Origin of the sequence: Paenibacillus curdlanolyticus YK9 (assembly GCF_000179615.1) — a bacterium.
In the GTDB taxonomy this organism is placed as follows: domain Bacteria; phylum Bacillota; class Bacilli; order Paenibacillales; family Paenibacillaceae; genus Paenibacillus_T; species Paenibacillus_T curdlanolyticus.
In genome coordinates this window covers 1-12,715 of sequence record NZ_AEDD01000015.1, presented here as the reverse complement: position 1 = coordinate 12,715, position 12,715 = coordinate 1, and the positions used below count along the sequence as shown (strand labels likewise).

17 protein-coding genes are annotated in these 12,715 nt (G+C 52.6%); 3 read left to right on the top strand and 14 right to left on the bottom strand.

Annotated elements, in window-relative coordinates:
• The first annotated feature begins 3 nt into the window (after nucleotides 1-3).
• The gene (locus tag PAECUDRAFT_RS22880) at nucleotides 4-1,458 is read left to right on the top strand and encodes an aldehyde dehydrogenase family protein (RefSeq protein ID WP_006040545.1); all 1,455 of its coding nucleotides are present in this window, start codon (nucleotides 4-6) and stop codon (nucleotides 1,456-1,458) included.
• Nucleotides 1,459-1,528: 70 nt separating this feature from the next.
• Here the strand turns inward: PAECUDRAFT_RS22880 and PAECUDRAFT_RS22875 are convergent.
• A protein-coding gene (locus PAECUDRAFT_RS22875) for an IS3 family transposase (protein WP_085979489.1) occupies nucleotides 1,529-2,676 on the bottom strand; the annotation gives its coding sequence in 2 pieces (ribosomal slippage) (nucleotides 1,529-2,418 and nucleotides 2,418-2,676; 1,149 coding nt in all).
• 443 nt (nucleotides 2,677-3,119) lie between these two features.
• The gene (locus PAECUDRAFT_RS22865) at nucleotides 3,120-4,010 is read right to left on the bottom strand and encodes a LysR family transcriptional regulator (protein ID WP_006040543.1); all 891 of its coding nucleotides are present in this window, start codon (nucleotides 4,008-4,010) and stop codon (nucleotides 3,120-3,122) included.
• A gap of 118 nt (nucleotides 4,011-4,128) precedes the next feature.
• On the opposite strand from PAECUDRAFT_RS22865, the gene PAECUDRAFT_RS22860 reads away from it, so the two are divergent.
• The gene (locus tag PAECUDRAFT_RS22860) at nucleotides 4,129-4,872 is read left to right on the top strand and encodes an SDR family NAD(P)-dependent oxidoreductase (protein WP_006040542.1); all 744 of its coding nucleotides are present in this window, start codon (nucleotides 4,129-4,131) and stop codon (nucleotides 4,870-4,872) included.
• Between the two features lie 52 nt (nucleotides 4,873-4,924).
• Here PAECUDRAFT_RS22860 and PAECUDRAFT_RS22855 read toward each other — a convergent pair whose 3' ends face one another.
• From PAECUDRAFT_RS22855 to PAECUDRAFT_RS22805, 11 genes are all read right to left on the bottom strand, one after another.
• Entirely contained in the window at nucleotides 4,925-5,200 is a 276-nt protein-coding gene (locus tag PAECUDRAFT_RS22855) for a hypothetical protein (protein ID WP_006040541.1), read from the bottom strand.
• Nucleotides 5,201-5,301: 101 nt separating this feature from the next.
• Nucleotides 5,302-6,045 carry a class I SAM-dependent methyltransferase gene (locus PAECUDRAFT_RS22850; RefSeq protein ID WP_006040540.1) on the bottom strand — a complete coding sequence of 248 codons (744 nt, stop codon included), beginning with the start codon at nucleotides 6,043-6,045 and terminating at the stop codon, nucleotides 5,302-5,304.
• Nucleotides 6,042-6,515, bottom strand: a complete 474-nt coding sequence (locus PAECUDRAFT_RS22845; RefSeq protein WP_006040539.1) for a GNAT family N-acetyltransferase — start codon at nucleotides 6,513-6,515, stop codon at nucleotides 6,042-6,044. Before PAECUDRAFT_RS22845 ends, PAECUDRAFT_RS22850 begins: the two co-directional genes overlap by 4 nt.
• A 35-nt stretch (nucleotides 6,516-6,550) precedes the next feature.
• Entirely contained in the window at nucleotides 6,551-7,135 is a 585-nt protein-coding gene (locus PAECUDRAFT_RS22840; RefSeq protein ID WP_006040538.1) for a TMEM175 family protein, read from the bottom strand.
• Between the two features lie 131 nt (nucleotides 7,136-7,266).
• Nucleotides 7,267-7,806: a hypothetical protein gene (locus tag PAECUDRAFT_RS22835; protein ID WP_006040537.1), complete on the bottom strand. Its 540-nt coding sequence runs from the start codon at nucleotides 7,804-7,806 to the stop codon at nucleotides 7,267-7,269.
• A 119-nt stretch (nucleotides 7,807-7,925) separates the two neighbouring features.
• Nucleotides 7,926-8,567: a sterol desaturase family protein gene (locus tag PAECUDRAFT_RS22830; RefSeq protein WP_006040536.1), complete on the bottom strand. Its 642-nt coding sequence runs from the start codon at nucleotides 8,565-8,567 to the stop codon at nucleotides 7,926-7,928.
• Nucleotides 8,568-8,605: 38 nt separating this feature from the next.
• Complete coding sequence (locus PAECUDRAFT_RS22825) at nucleotides 8,606-9,160, bottom strand: pyridoxamine 5'-phosphate oxidase family protein (RefSeq protein WP_006040535.1); 555 nt, start codon at nucleotides 9,158-9,160, stop codon at nucleotides 8,606-8,608.
• A gap of 134 nt (nucleotides 9,161-9,294) precedes the next feature.
• Nucleotides 9,295-9,738 (bottom strand): SRPBCC family protein, encoded by a 444-nt coding sequence (locus PAECUDRAFT_RS22820; RefSeq protein WP_006040534.1) that lies wholly within the window; start codon nucleotides 9,736-9,738, stop codon nucleotides 9,295-9,297.
• A gap of 33 nt (nucleotides 9,739-9,771) precedes the next feature.
• Nucleotides 9,772-10,263: a MerR family transcriptional regulator gene (locus PAECUDRAFT_RS22815; protein ID WP_006040533.1), complete on the bottom strand. Its 492-nt coding sequence runs from the start codon at nucleotides 10,261-10,263 to the stop codon at nucleotides 9,772-9,774.
• A gap of 128 nt (nucleotides 10,264-10,391) precedes the next feature.
• Nucleotides 10,392-10,847 carry a GNAT family N-acetyltransferase gene (locus tag PAECUDRAFT_RS22810; protein WP_040714056.1) on the bottom strand — a complete coding sequence of 152 codons (456 nt, stop codon included), beginning with the start codon at nucleotides 10,845-10,847 and terminating at the stop codon, nucleotides 10,392-10,394.
• 115 nt (nucleotides 10,848-10,962) lie between these two features.
• On the bottom strand, nucleotides 10,963-11,556 hold the full coding sequence (locus PAECUDRAFT_RS22805) for a TetR/AcrR family transcriptional regulator (RefSeq protein WP_006040531.1): 594 nt from the start codon (nucleotides 11,554-11,556) through the stop codon (nucleotides 10,963-10,965).
• A 210-nt stretch (nucleotides 11,557-11,766) separates the two neighbouring features.
• On the opposite strand from PAECUDRAFT_RS22805, the gene PAECUDRAFT_RS22800 reads away from it, so the two are divergent.
• Nucleotides 11,767-12,216: a carboxymuconolactone decarboxylase family protein gene (locus tag PAECUDRAFT_RS22800; protein WP_006040530.1), complete on the top strand. Its 450-nt coding sequence runs from the start codon at nucleotides 11,767-11,769 to the stop codon at nucleotides 12,214-12,216.
• A 92-nt stretch (nucleotides 12,217-12,308) separates the two neighbouring features.
• On the opposite strand, the gene PAECUDRAFT_RS22795 is transcribed toward PAECUDRAFT_RS22800, so the two are convergent.
• A partial coding sequence (locus PAECUDRAFT_RS22795; protein ID WP_006040529.1) for an IS4 family transposase occupies nucleotides 12,309-12,715 on the bottom strand: 407 nt, incomplete at its 5' end.

Here is a 12,715-nt window from a genome sequence, read left to right as displayed (position 1 = left end):
CCTATGTCTGAAAAATATAACAAGCAGTACATCAACGGCGTCTGGCGCGATGGCTCCAGCAAGCAAGTGTACGATAGCGTCAACCCCTACAATAACGAAGTGATCGCTCGCATTAGGCTCGCCAACCGTGACGACATCGACGAAGCCTATGAAGCAGCAAGAGTAGCGCAAAAGGCTTGGGCGAAATCCTCCGCAGACGAGCGGAAGGAAGTGCTCCGCAGTGCCGCTGGATTGCTGATGGAGCGAAAAGAAGAGATGATCGGGCTGATGGTCAAGGAATCCGGAAGCTCCGTCGTCAAGGCCGGCTCCGAATTCATGGTTGCCGTAGGCTCCATTCTGTCTGCCATCGACTATGTTGATTCGATGTTCGCTCCGCATGTGTTCCCTTCGCCCATTCCCGGCAAGGAGAACCATGTCTATCGTTATCCGGTAGGCGTCATTGGCACGATCAACGCCTTTAACTTCCCGCTGTACATGGCTCTGCGCGTCGTCGCGCCAGCCGTTGCGGCAGGCGATGCAGTCGTGCTGAAGCCCGACTCGCAGACGTTCATCACGGGCGGGCCGATCATTGCCGATATTTTCGAGCAGGCGGGCCTTCCGAAGGGCGTCGTTAACGTCATTGCGTACGACGTAGCCGAGGTTGGCGATTACATGATCGAGCATCCCGTGCCGCGGATCATGTCGTTCACGGGCTCGACGGGCGTCGGACGCCATATCGCCGAGCTTTGCGGCAAACACCTGAAGCGCACATCGCTTGAGCTTGGCGGCAACAATGCGTTCGTCGTGCTTGAGGATGCGGATTTGGACCAAGCGGTGAACGCCGCTATTTTCAGCAAGTTTATGAACTCTGGCCAAGTGTGCGTGTGTACGAATCGCTTTTTCGTGCATCGCAGCCTATATGAAACGTTCATCGAGCGGTTCGTCGAGCGGGCGAAGCAAGTGCCGTACGGCGACCCGACCGATCCGAAGGTCGTCATAGGCCCTCTGATCAACGAAAGACAAATCCAGAAAGTGCTCAACATCGCCCAAGAAGCGAAGCAAGACGGCGCACGTCTCGTGCTCGAAGGCAAACGCCTCGGCAACGTCGTAACGCCGTTCGTATTTGCGGATGTCGATCCGAAGTCGCGACTGGCGAAAACCGAAATTTTCGGCCCGATCGCAACGATCATCCCATTCGACACCGAGGAAGAAGCGTTGGCTATGGCGAACGATACCGAATATGGCTTGTCCGGCGCCGTCTTCTCCCGCGATCTGGACAAGGGAACCGCGTTCGCGTGCGCCGTGGAGAGCGGCATGACCCACGTCAATGATACGACGATCAACATGGACATGAACGCGCCGTTCGGCGGCGAGAAATCGTCCGGCATCGGCCACTATGGCGGCGAAATTGGCTTCGAGGAGTTCACGACCTGCAAGTGGGTTTCAGTTCAAAAGGAAGCCCGTGTGTTTCCTTTCTAAAATAAAAGGGGATGTCCCAAAAGCCGCGATGGTCATATCCCCGTCAAGTAGACAGTTAAAAAAGCAGTAACTAAGCGGCGATCGCATTCCTGAATTCAACAGGAGAGCGGTCGCCTAATTTTTTCTGGAATCGTTCTTGGTTGTAATAGGTGATGTACTCCGCAATCAGCTGCTTGGCCTCAACTTCACTTTTTGGCTTTGCCAAGTGAAGCTTCTCCGTCTTCAGGTGAGAGAAAAAGGATTCGATGCAAGCATTATCAAAGCAGTTTCCGCGCCTTGAATGGCTTCCTTGCAGACCATGATCCTCCAGCAGCTTTGCATAAGTCTTTGTGGTGTACTGAAAACCTTGGTCGGAGTGAAGCAACGCTTTTGGCGTCTTCAACTGTTTGACGGTCTCGAGGACAAGCTCAAGGTCATTTCGCGCGCTAAGCTTCCAAGCCATCACTTCATTGTTGAAGAGGTCTAAAATAACGGACAGATAGAGAAATTCATGCCCAACACGAACGTAGGTTATGTCAGTAACAAGTTTGAGTTTAGCTGCTGTTGCCGTGAACTCACGGTTCAACACATTCGGGAATAGCACGGAAGGTTTGCGACCTGCAAAGGGGCGTTTTTTACGAATAACAGACTGAATCCCAAGCTCACGCATGAGTCGTCGTACTTTCTTATGATTCACAGTCAAGCCTTCTTTACGTAATGCAGTGCGCATACGGAAATAGCCGTAATGAGGCCGAATACGGTGAATAGCTAGAATATGCTCTTTTAGTACGGTATCTTCGTCTAGCCGTGCTTGACGGGTTTCGTAGGTCGACAGCCATTTGTAGTAACCAGCACGAGAAACATCCGCTATTTTGCACAGAAGAACGGTCGTAAAGCTTGTTGTCATTTCTCGAATGGACTCGAACCGGGCTTGCTTATCCAACTTCCCTCCCCATGTAGATTTGGATTGAGCTTTTTTAGGTACTCGACCTGTGCTTTCAAATGAGCGATCTCTTCCTCAGCAGAGTTGAAATGTTTCTTCGTCCATTTCCCACGGTAGTCTTCAAACGACTCTCCATTTTGGGCTTTACGGACCCAATTCATGATCTGAGTTTCACTCTTAATTCCGAATTTATCCATGATCATTGGATAACTCCATTGTTCTTCTAAGCGAAGTCTCACCGCTTCTTTCTTCGTTGCTTCATCATAACGGTTAAATGTTTGACCCTTTTTCGCCATGAAAAATCCCCTCCGGTCAACAGTGTTGAGTTCATCATAGCATGAACTCTTTTTTCACTGTCTACCGTAAGGGGATAATACCACGACGGCTGAGGGACATTCCCTTTTTTGCGCTGAAACGGTTGGTGGTGTGTGGGAGTGCGGGGGCACGAGGCGGCGGTGCAGGCGCCGACCTGCTGCTCATTGCAGTTTGTACAATCGAATCAGCTCGTACACGGAAGTGAGGGGGCTTCATTGCATATCGTGCAACGGGAAAGGCGACTTTCTATGCCCGGGAGCACATCGCGCCTCTTCTGGACGCATCTCGTTGCATGAACTGCAATGAGAACCTCTGAGGCCGGCCGATCTTGCCTTCGTCGTTGTACAAAGTGCAAGGAATGGCAGCAGGACCGCAGCATGCGGTGCATCACAACATTTGCTGGGCGTTACGCACGTTACGCGCGCTATGAATCCATGTGGGCAACCTCAAGCTCCTGCTTCACATAGCGATACAGCTTCGCGCTGGCGAACTGCAAGGCGGACGTCCGGCTCGCCAATCCCATAAGCATGTCAATCGAGCTGCCCTTCATCGGCCGGGCTTCCGTGCCACTGGGCAAAGGATCAACGAGAATCCGAGGCACGAGGGCAACGCCCATTCCCTGCGCCACATAACGCTGAAGCGCGATCATGCTGCCGATCTCCATCGTTTCAACCCCAAGGTGACCCGCTTCCTGCAGCATCATCTCTAGCTTCTTGCGGTAAGGGCAGGCAGCTGACGTAATCAATAACCGATGCCCTTCCAAGTCGCTCAGTGCAATCGCGTCCAAACTCGCCAGCGGATGCCCTTCCGGCATGAGCATCATAAACCTCTCGTGAAATAGCGGCTGAAAATAGAGCTCCTTCCCGACATCAGGAGCGGAGCACAAGGCAAAATCGATGCTTCCTTGCTTCAACGCTTCCATTAAAACCGGCGTGCTGGCGATCTCTATCGCGATGCGGATTTTCGGATACTCGTCCATGAACCGCTTCAGCACCTGCGGCATGCGATAGCTCGCCGTCGGCTCCGTCAAACCGATCCGCACCGTGCCCGCGTCGCCTAACTGCAGGTCAGCCAGATTCGCCTGAAGCTGCTCCATCCGCTCCACCATCGCTAAGCTTTGCTCATAAAATAGCTTGCCTGCCTCCGTTAATGCTACCTTTTTGCCGCGCTCGATAAGCTGAACGCCGAGGTCCGCCTCCAGCCGCTGAATTTGCATCGTGACGGTGGATTGCGCGTAGTTCATTTCTTCCGCTGCACGATGGAAGCTTGCGTATTTGACGATCCGATTGAACGTTTTTAACGTTTTGAGATCCATTCAGGTCTCCTTCATGATTCAATAATTTTGAATCCCCTCTTCAATACATTCAATTATACACAATGAACCCCTGCGGTATAAAATGACCCTAAAGATTGTACCGAGGGAGAGGATCACGATGAAGCAGCGATATGATAAAGTCGCATTGGTTACAGGAGGAGGAACCGGCATTGGCAGAGCGACGAGCATCGCTCTTGCGCAGCGAGGGGCAGCGGTCGCGGTGAATTATTCGAGATCGCGAGAAGAAGCGGAAGAAACAGTACGGCTCATTGAGGAAGCAGGCGGACAGGCGATTGCGATCCAAGCGGATGTTTCGCGTGACGATGAGGTCAGGGCGATGGTCCAGCAAATCGTGCAGCAATTTGGCACGGTGGACTGGCTCGTCAATAACGCCAGCATGACCCGCCATATACCGCTCGATGATCTGGACGCAGTAACCGATGAGGTATGGGATGACCTTATCGATGTGAATGTGAAGGGCATGTTTTACTGCGCTCGGGCGGCTGCTCCTATCATGAAGGCTAACGGGCGCGGCGCAATCGTCAACATTGGCAGCATTGCCGGTACGACAGGCAATGGCTCCTCGCTTCCTTATGCCGTGTCCAAAGCTGCTGTCCACGGGCTTACGAAGTCATTGGCGCGAGCGCTAGCCCCTCAGATTAGCGTCAACTGCATCGCACCGGGAGCCGTCGCGACCAGGTGGTGGGCTGGACGGGAGGCCGCGATGCAACGGCTGGCACCGAACCTTTTGCTTCAGCATATTGCAACGCCGGAGAACATTGCCCAACTGGTCTGCGCAGCGCTCGAACAAGAAGCAATGACGGGGCAAATCATTACAGCTGATAGCGGGCAGACGCTGTAGTGCTGCATGCATGAAAAAAGGCGCCTTGCGGCGCCTGCATTGTTCGTTCGTATTAGGCAAATAGGAAAAGAGAGATAATGCCAACCACCCACAGCATCGGCACCAGATTCCAAATAACCGCCGCCCGCTTGTTGCGTTTGTGCAGCACCCAACCTAGAATCGAGCCGAGCAGCACAGCGACGGGATAGATGGCGATTCCGCCTACGAATGAAAGGTTCCACACGCTAAACCCTTGATCGAAGGACATGAACGACATGCCGAATATGAGCAGCCATGGCAAAAAGCTAATTACATAAATGATTTGGCTAATAGCTAAAAATATTTTCACTTCTACGTTCCCCCTGCCGTGAATCGCTGCTCGATGCGTTCACGGTTTTTTATATATAATCGAGCGCTACTATTTTATTACAGGCAGGCGTGGATTGACAATTAGCTGACTGCACATTCGAATACATAAAAATACGTGCCTGCCCCGTACCCTTCCTTTACCTCATGAACAACAATATGCTCAAACCCATTAGCCGCAAGCGTCTGTTGGAACTCCTCCAACGCGTACAAGCGCAGAGGGAAGTCCATAAGCTCGGTCTGCACAACCTCCCCGCCCCGTACCAGCTCATATTTCAGATGAGAGGCCAGTAGGCTTTGCTTCGCGTCATACCGAACTTTCTTATGTACGACAATCGTTTCATCCTGAAATTGCTGCTCGTTCACCTTCGTCCACTCCGGCATTTCTTGAATGCCATCATGTTTCAGCATAATCGTGAGCAGGAGCTTGCCCTTATGCGCCAACACGGCTTTCATACTCGCGAGGCTCTGGCTCACCAGCTCAGTGGGCAGCAGCGAGAAAGAACCGAACGGAATCATAATCAGATCATACTGCTTCTCGCTTGTGAACGCCTCAAGGCGCTGCTTGTACACATTCGGCGCAAGCTGAAGCTTCTTGCCTTTCTCGATGCAGGCGTGAAGCATGTCCTCCGACAAATCGAAGCCTTCGATCGTGATCCCTCTCTGCATGAATGGCAGCAGCATCCGTCCATTGCCGCACATCGGTTCCAATACGCGCATGTTCTGATCCGTAACGAACGAAAGGTAAAAATCAAGCTCCTTGCCCGCTGCGATCGACTTATCGCTTTCATACATGCGCGTGCATAACTCGCCGTAGTATTCAGTCATTGTATCTCTCCCTCTATGATTAGAGACTGCTCCAGCCGAATCATATCCCTGACCTGGATGCCGTTCTCGAATATTGGCTCGCTGTAATTGCGGATGAAAAAATCCCTATCCACGCCGACGATGCGGAAGCCGCATTTTTGATAAAGCGCAAGCTGCCCTACGCCCGAATTGCCTGTTCCGACCGCAATGGACGTGAACCTGCTCGCTCTCGCTTGGCTAATCGCGTGGTTGACGAGCCTCTTGCCAAAGCCTTGGCCTTGAAGCCGCTCGTCGACGGCTACGTTCATCAGCTCCACCGTTCCCGGATGGGTGGGCAGCAGCACGTATACGCCGATGATTGCGCGATCCTGCTCCGCGACGAAGCATTCCCCTGCGGCGAGATACGCTTCTACCAGCTTCTCGGACGGGTCTGCCAGCAAGAGCAGCTCCATCGGAGGCTGTTCTCCCGGCAATAGCTTTCTTATGTTCATTGGTGAAGCTCCTCCCATATCTGCTCCGCTCGTCATTACTCCGCCCGCTTCCGCAATGCTCGTTCAATCCGCTGATCGGGCACAAACCATATGGCTGCCACGAGTACGAAGAAGAAGCAAGATACCCAAGCATTCAGGTAGGCCGTTCCAATCGCGGTGAGATACAGGATCGGTGAAATCATTCCCTTCACATCCCCGCCCATCGCTCCGGCGATTGCCGAACCGGAGGCATGCTGCTGAAGGATCGCATTTTGAAGCAGCTTGTACGATATAGCTGCCAACAGCAATACGATGCCATATAGCGCCGTAGGGGTTGCCGCAAAGCTGCTCTCTCCCATCCATGCCGTGGAGAACGGCACAAGCGACAAACAAAATAACAGCAGCAAATTAAGCCACATAAGCTTCCCGTTCATGGTGCGCACCATGTGGAGCAGATGATGATGGTTATTCCAGTAGATACCCACATAAACGAAGCTTACGGCATAACTGAGAAACTTGGGCCCTAGCTCCACCAACGCGCTCCAATTGTGTCCCTCGGGGATTTTCAACTCTAACACCATAATCGTAATGATGATCGCTAACACGCCGTCACTGAACGCTTCCATTCGATTGACCTTCACTTACTCAGCCCCTCTTGCTGTAGATTGATTTTATTGAACCATATTTTTCCGAATTTGAATATCTGCTCGGTGAGAAACAGGCTGGTTGAAACAGAAAAAACAGCATCTAGACGATGCTGTCTCCTCCTTCATTATTTCTTCTGCACAGTCGAAAATCGAATGCCCGTTCCGCTAACGATCGCACGTGAAACATTCCGGAATACGAAGGCGGCGACATTATTGTAGTTGGCATAGAGATCGGACAGCTCGTCGTTAAAGAACTGGATAATCCGAAGCTTATAAACCGGGTACACGTGCGTGACGCCAAAACCCGTTTGTACGGTAACGAAGCTGAAGTAGCGATTCGTCTTGTATGCCGTACGGTACAGCGCTTCGATTTGGTTTGGCGAAAGCTTGCGCGTGATCGGCTTCACGAGCCTCCCGGCGTTCCGCACGCGTACGAGAACCCGGATCATTCCGAAGGTTTTGGTGCGGGTCAGCAGGGTGGCAAGCGCCTTCGCTTTGCTCAGCCCTTGAACATGCAACGTAATGAGAAACACGCCGGGCGTGATCTCCCGCAGCGGATCAATCCGAACGAGCGGGTCGTTGCCGACCGAAAAGGAGACCTCGCGAAAATACGAGAACTGCGGCGGAGACAGCTTTACCTGAGCACGTCTATGGGCAAGCGCCATGTCGTGTGTAGCCCCCTCTGCAAGGTGAACGCCCTATGGGCGGTGCAGGTTGCTCCTGCCTAATAGCGTATTAGGTACAGGCTGCCTTTGGCTACGTACATCAACCTAATTAAGAACGCCTATTTTGTTCGCCTCTCCAGCTGCTTCGCCGTATCGCTCGTCGGCACTTCCTTCTCGTCCTTCAGCGTTCCGAACAACGCATCCACGAACGGCGTAGAAACGCCATACCAGTAGTTCTCGTTCTTATAATGATGCAAAAGATGCGTCCGCTTGACCCACTTCCCCAGCCTCGTCGCCGGTTGGATCGGCCGATGCGCGATGTAATGCTTCCACTCATACACCAGCAGCATGCATACGAGCCCTGCCGCGAAAGCAAACGTTGCTTCAAGAGTTCCCGTCACCACGTAAAATAACGCCGAAAACACGGTCAAATTCGGCAGACTGTACCAAACCGGCAGAAACAGCAGCTTCAGATCATTCGGGTCGGTATGATGATCGTAGTGTAAGCGCTTAAGGAATCGCAGGAAAAGAGCTTGCTTCGGCGTTTTCAAATGGAACAAAAATCGATGCGTCGTATACTCGCTAATCATGAACGCCACGAGTCCCGCGAGAAACAGCAGTCCGCTCGCCAGCGTGAACGCGTGAATGAGCGTGACTGCTGCCAATGCGGCAAGCACCCCTGCCATGATGACGATATCCGCATGCAGGAAGAAATTGCGGTATAGCCCTTGTTTTGCCGCTGCGACTGATGTTCTAGCCATTGCTGTCATCGCTCCTGTTGGTAGCCTTTATCTATCTCTTAACCTTGCTTTCCTAGCGGCGTCGGCAATCCATCGATGCTGCGCATATTCTTCTCCTGCCGATAAGCAATAAGCCCTTCTTCGCCCTGCTGAACGGACCAGCGCTGCAATGTCGGCCGATCCTCGGTATATGTCATGAAAGGTACCGCGTAGCCGCATGAGGTCTGCACCTTATGCACGTCAACCACAATGATTTGCCGCGCTCCCGGAAGAGGAGGGAACAATGGGTACAGCGCTTCCCATTCCGGCGTTTCAGGCAGTATGACTTTCCCCGTGCCATACAGTCTCAAAATATTCGGAGGCCCTTCAAATGCGCAGAACATAACCGTTATCCGGCCATTTTCCAGCAGGTGGGCACTCGTCTCATTCCCGCTCCCGGTCATGTCCAAGTAGGCCACTCGGTTAGGCGACAAGATCCGAAAGGCGTCATGCCCCTTTGGCGAGATGTTCACATGCCCTTCCTCGGACAGCGGCGCCGACCCTACGAAAAACAGATGCTGCTTCCGAATAAATTCCTCGTGCACCGGCAGTATGGACGCAAACTGTTTGCCCATCGTATAGCCCCCTTTGAAGCTTTAATAGCCTTGTTAGCTATATATTCGCTCCGCCGGACGGTGCTGTCAACCGCTTCTTTCAGCCAAAAAAGCCGTCGAACGCATTCGACAGCTTCAGGATTGGTTCGCACTGCTTAGGCTTCGCCTTCCACCAGCTTGCCGAGCGCGTTAAGCATTTCGCCCGTGCCATGCTCCCGCACCTCCGGCGTATCGTGACCGTCGAAGAATGCGCCCTGCTCGGTGAAAATAAGTCGCGTACCGCCCTCGGTCTTCATCAACTCAATCGTCGTCACCGAAACCGAAATCCGCGTCTCGCCCATATCCAGCGTATACGAATATACGATGCGCTGCTCCGGGACGATCTCTTGGTACGTCGCGTCGAACGTAAACGTCGGCCCCTCCGGCGGTCCGCCGCTGCTGTACTCTTGGCCTCCCACACGGAAATCGAAACGATCCGCCTTCGAGAACCATTGCGCCTTCACCTCAGGGTCTGCCCATGCTTGATACACCCGCTCCGGTGCTGCTGCATAAGTCCGTTCAACGACGAAGGTGGCGTGCTTAACAAATCGTTCACTCATTCGTAATTCCTCCTTTTAGTGTTCGTGATTCATTCAATCCTTCGGTCCATTAGCCAAGAAATTCCCAAGCCGATCCAAGTTCATCTCCCAGCTCTGCTGCCTCTCGATAACCGGCTTCTCCAGCTCCACTTTCATCGCTTGCAGCAGGCTGGCAAAATCCTCTACCGCCAGCTCCGACTTGTCTTGCATCAGCTTGGACGCATGCCGCAGCTGGTCCAGCAGCTTCTGCTGCAGCTTCATCTGCTCCTTGACCCGCTCAATCTGCAAGTTCACGATGTCCAGCGGACTGACCTGTCCGCCAGTGATTGCCGACTTGATCTCCTCCAAGGACAGGCCGAGCTCCTTCAGCGAGATGATTTGATGCAGGCGTGACAGGTCGGAGGCATCGTACAGCCTGTGGCCGGATTCGGTCTGGGCGGATGGCGAGAACAGGCCGATTTGGTCATAGAAGCGTAATGTCCGTACAGTCAGCCCTGTGAGCTTCGCAAGATCTCCGACTTTCCATTGGCATTGGCCGCTGCTCATAATGCTCTCCTTTCGGACATGCAAGATGCCGATGGGTTTATTATAAAACCTAACGTAACGTAAGGTGCAAGTGGAGTTGTCCAAAATAAAACAGCACGCTCAATGGCTTGAACGCGCTGCGAGTCCGGCTATAATTCTTTGGTCATAAATAAGCTGTACGGACTCTCCGGGTAGTCCGCGAATGGACCGCAATAGTGGAAGCCGAAGTTCTCATATAGCTTTGTAGCAGGCTTGAAGGACGGCAATGACCCCGTCTCCAGGCTCACCCGCTTGTAGCCGCGCTCCTTCGCTTCTTGCAGAATCCGTTCCAAAATATGCTTCGCTACGCCTTTGCGGAGGTGCGCTGCCGACGTACGCATCGACTTGAGCTCGCCATGCGTGCTGTCCAGCTCTTTGATCGCCCCGCAGCCCATGATGTCATCACCCTCCCAAGCGCTCCAGAAGGTAATGCCCGGCTTCTTCAATTCCTCAATGCCAAGCGCATACACGCTCTCAGGCGGCGTATCTTCGTGCATCCCTTGAAGATGCTCCTGAATTAAGGCTTGTACTTTCGGTCCCGTGAGGTCATCTACGATGATTTTCAAACAGAATCACCCCGACATTATAGATAAAATTAGGCTTGCATCCTGCCCTTATCATATCAGATTAAGCGCATGCTTTTTAACTATTCTCTTAAGTTTGCCCAATCTCCCGCTCCCTCTAAGCCAAGCATACCTCGCTCAAATAGGTTCTCAGGCTTTCGATATTCATCCGAACATGCCGGTTATCGCCTTCCAGCTTACTGAGCATAATGCCGCCTTCCATGACGGACAATGTAAATGTCGCCAGTGCGTCAATATCGATGTCCGCTTTAAACTCGCCGGACTGCACCCCCTGCGTAATGATCCCCTTCATCGCATTCAAGGTTCGCTGCAGGCTTCCCTGCGCTACCTCGCGCAAAACCGGATGGCCGTCGTCGCTTTCGGTGGCTGCGTTAAGCAGCGGGCATCCCCCGATGAAAGGCGGCGCTTCATTGACGTTGGCGTACACCTGCAAGTAGACCAGAAGCTTGCCCATCGCCGTCTCCTCGCGCGCAAGCCCTGCCTGAATGGTCTTGCCTACGATGCTGCCCGCGTATTGATACGCTTCAATCGCGATTTCGTCCTTGCTGGCGAAGTAACGGTAGATGCCGCCTTTTTTAATCCCTGTCAGCTCCGTAATATCCGATAGGGACGAGCCCGCGTAGCCTTTTTGGTTAAACAGCTCGGCGGACTTCGCTATGATGTGGTTGCGGGTATTTTCCCCTTTAGACATGTGAATGCTCCCTTAGTCGCGTAAAATGTTGTTTTCATTATAACAAATGATGCAGGCAATATGATACCAACCGGTATCTTTTGATTCATACGGCTGGCGGTTGAATCGCGTTCCACAATATTTCTTTCTGCAGCTGTCACAAATCGATGCGCTCAGTTGTCTTAACTAACGAGAACGTCAAAAACAGATTATCCACTGGAGGAATATCACATGAAAATGCGCATGGACCATCGCACGGCCAACCCTGCCGGCTTTCAAGCAATGCTTAAACTAGAGGAAGCCGCATCAAAAATGGGACTCGACCCGCTCCTGTACGAGCTCGTCAAAATCCGCGCTTCACAAATTAACGGCTGCTCCTTCTGCCTCGATATGCACGTAACCGATACGCGCAATTTGGGCGAAACCGAGCAGCGGCTCAGCCTCATCGTCGTATGGCGCGAAGCGCCTGTATTCACGCAGAAGGAACGCGCAGCGCTCGCGCTGACCGAAGCGGTGACGCGCATTTCCGATGCAGGCGTGCCGCAGGAGCTTTATGACGAAGTGCGCGAGCACTTCAGCGAAAGCGAGATCGTCGCCCTGATTATGGCGGTCAACGCCATTAACAGCTGGAACCGCCTTGCGGTTACGACGGGCATGTTCCCGGGCTGCTACAATAGCTAAAGATTCCGCTGGATTGCAGTTCATACAACGAGATCCAATCTTTTATCGCCATCAGTACCGTGTGATTGCAAACTGTGCAGGCCTGTTGATTATCAAGAAACTGGGAATGGGAAAGTGAATGGAAAAGTAGTGAGTGCCACTCTCCATTCGGGAGCCAAATGATGATGTCGAAGTGCACGAACGAATAGGGTTAAGGATAATGAGGCAGATACGTGTACATGGGGAACGACATGATCAAAGAGCATTTTAAGCAAAACATAAACGGTCATGGCAATATATAACTGGCTGTAGACTGCATTAGAGCTCGTGCCAAAAAGGACGGGTACATTGACATGCTGCTTCACCCATCGAAAGAAAGTCTCAATTTGCCAACGAGCGCGGTAGAGCTCGGCGATTTGTTCGGCCGAACGTGTTAAATTGGTTGCCAAAATAACAGGGTTTCCTTTCGGATCCTGCAATTTGATAATTCGGTGGCGCTGCTTCGAACGTTTCGCATCCC

What these genes read in the sequence shown, in the direction of transcription:
- PAECUDRAFT_RS22880 (WP_006040545.1), top strand. Translation starts at nt 4, where the DNA reads ATGTCTGAAAAATATAACAAGCAGTACATCAACGGCGTCTGGCGCGAT.
- PAECUDRAFT_RS22865 (WP_006040543.1), bottom strand. Translation starts at nt 4,010, where the DNA reads ATGGATCTCAAAACGTTAAAAACGTTCAATCGGATCGTCAAATACGCA.
- PAECUDRAFT_RS22860 (WP_006040542.1), top strand. Translation starts at nt 4,129, where the DNA reads ATGAAGCAGCGATATGATAAAGTCGCATTGGTTACAGGAGGAGGAACC.
- PAECUDRAFT_RS22850 (WP_006040540.1), bottom strand. Translation starts at nt 6,045, where the DNA reads ATGACTGAATACTACGGCGAGTTATGCACGCGCATGTATGAAAGCGAT.
- PAECUDRAFT_RS22845 (WP_006040539.1), bottom strand. Translation starts at nt 6,515, where the DNA reads ATGAACATAAGAAAGCTATTGCCGGGAGAACAGCCTCCGATGGAGCTG.
- PAECUDRAFT_RS22835 (WP_006040537.1), bottom strand. Translation starts at nt 7,806, where the DNA reads ATGGCGCTTGCCCATAGACGTGCTCAGGTAAAGCTGTCTCCGCCGCAG.
- PAECUDRAFT_RS22830 (WP_006040536.1), bottom strand. Translation starts at nt 8,567, where the DNA reads ATGGCTAGAACATCAGTCGCAGCGGCAAAACAAGGGCTATACCGCAAT.
- PAECUDRAFT_RS22825 (WP_006040535.1), bottom strand. Translation starts at nt 9,160, where the DNA reads ATGGGCAAACAGTTTGCGTCCATACTGCCGGTGCACGAGGAATTTATT.
- PAECUDRAFT_RS22820 (WP_006040534.1), bottom strand. Translation starts at nt 9,738, where the DNA reads ATGAGTGAACGATTTGTTAAGCACGCCACCTTCGTCGTTGAACGGACT.
- PAECUDRAFT_RS22815 (WP_006040533.1), bottom strand. Translation starts at nt 10,263, where the DNA reads ATGAGCAGCGGCCAATGCCAATGGAAAGTCGGAGATCTTGCGAAGCTC.
- PAECUDRAFT_RS22805 (WP_006040531.1), bottom strand. Translation starts at nt 11,556, where the DNA reads ATGTCTAAAGGGGAAAATACCCGCAACCACATCATAGCGAAGTCCGCC.
- PAECUDRAFT_RS22800 (WP_006040530.1), top strand. Translation starts at nt 11,767, where the DNA reads ATGAAAATGCGCATGGACCATCGCACGGCCAACCCTGCCGGCTTTCAA.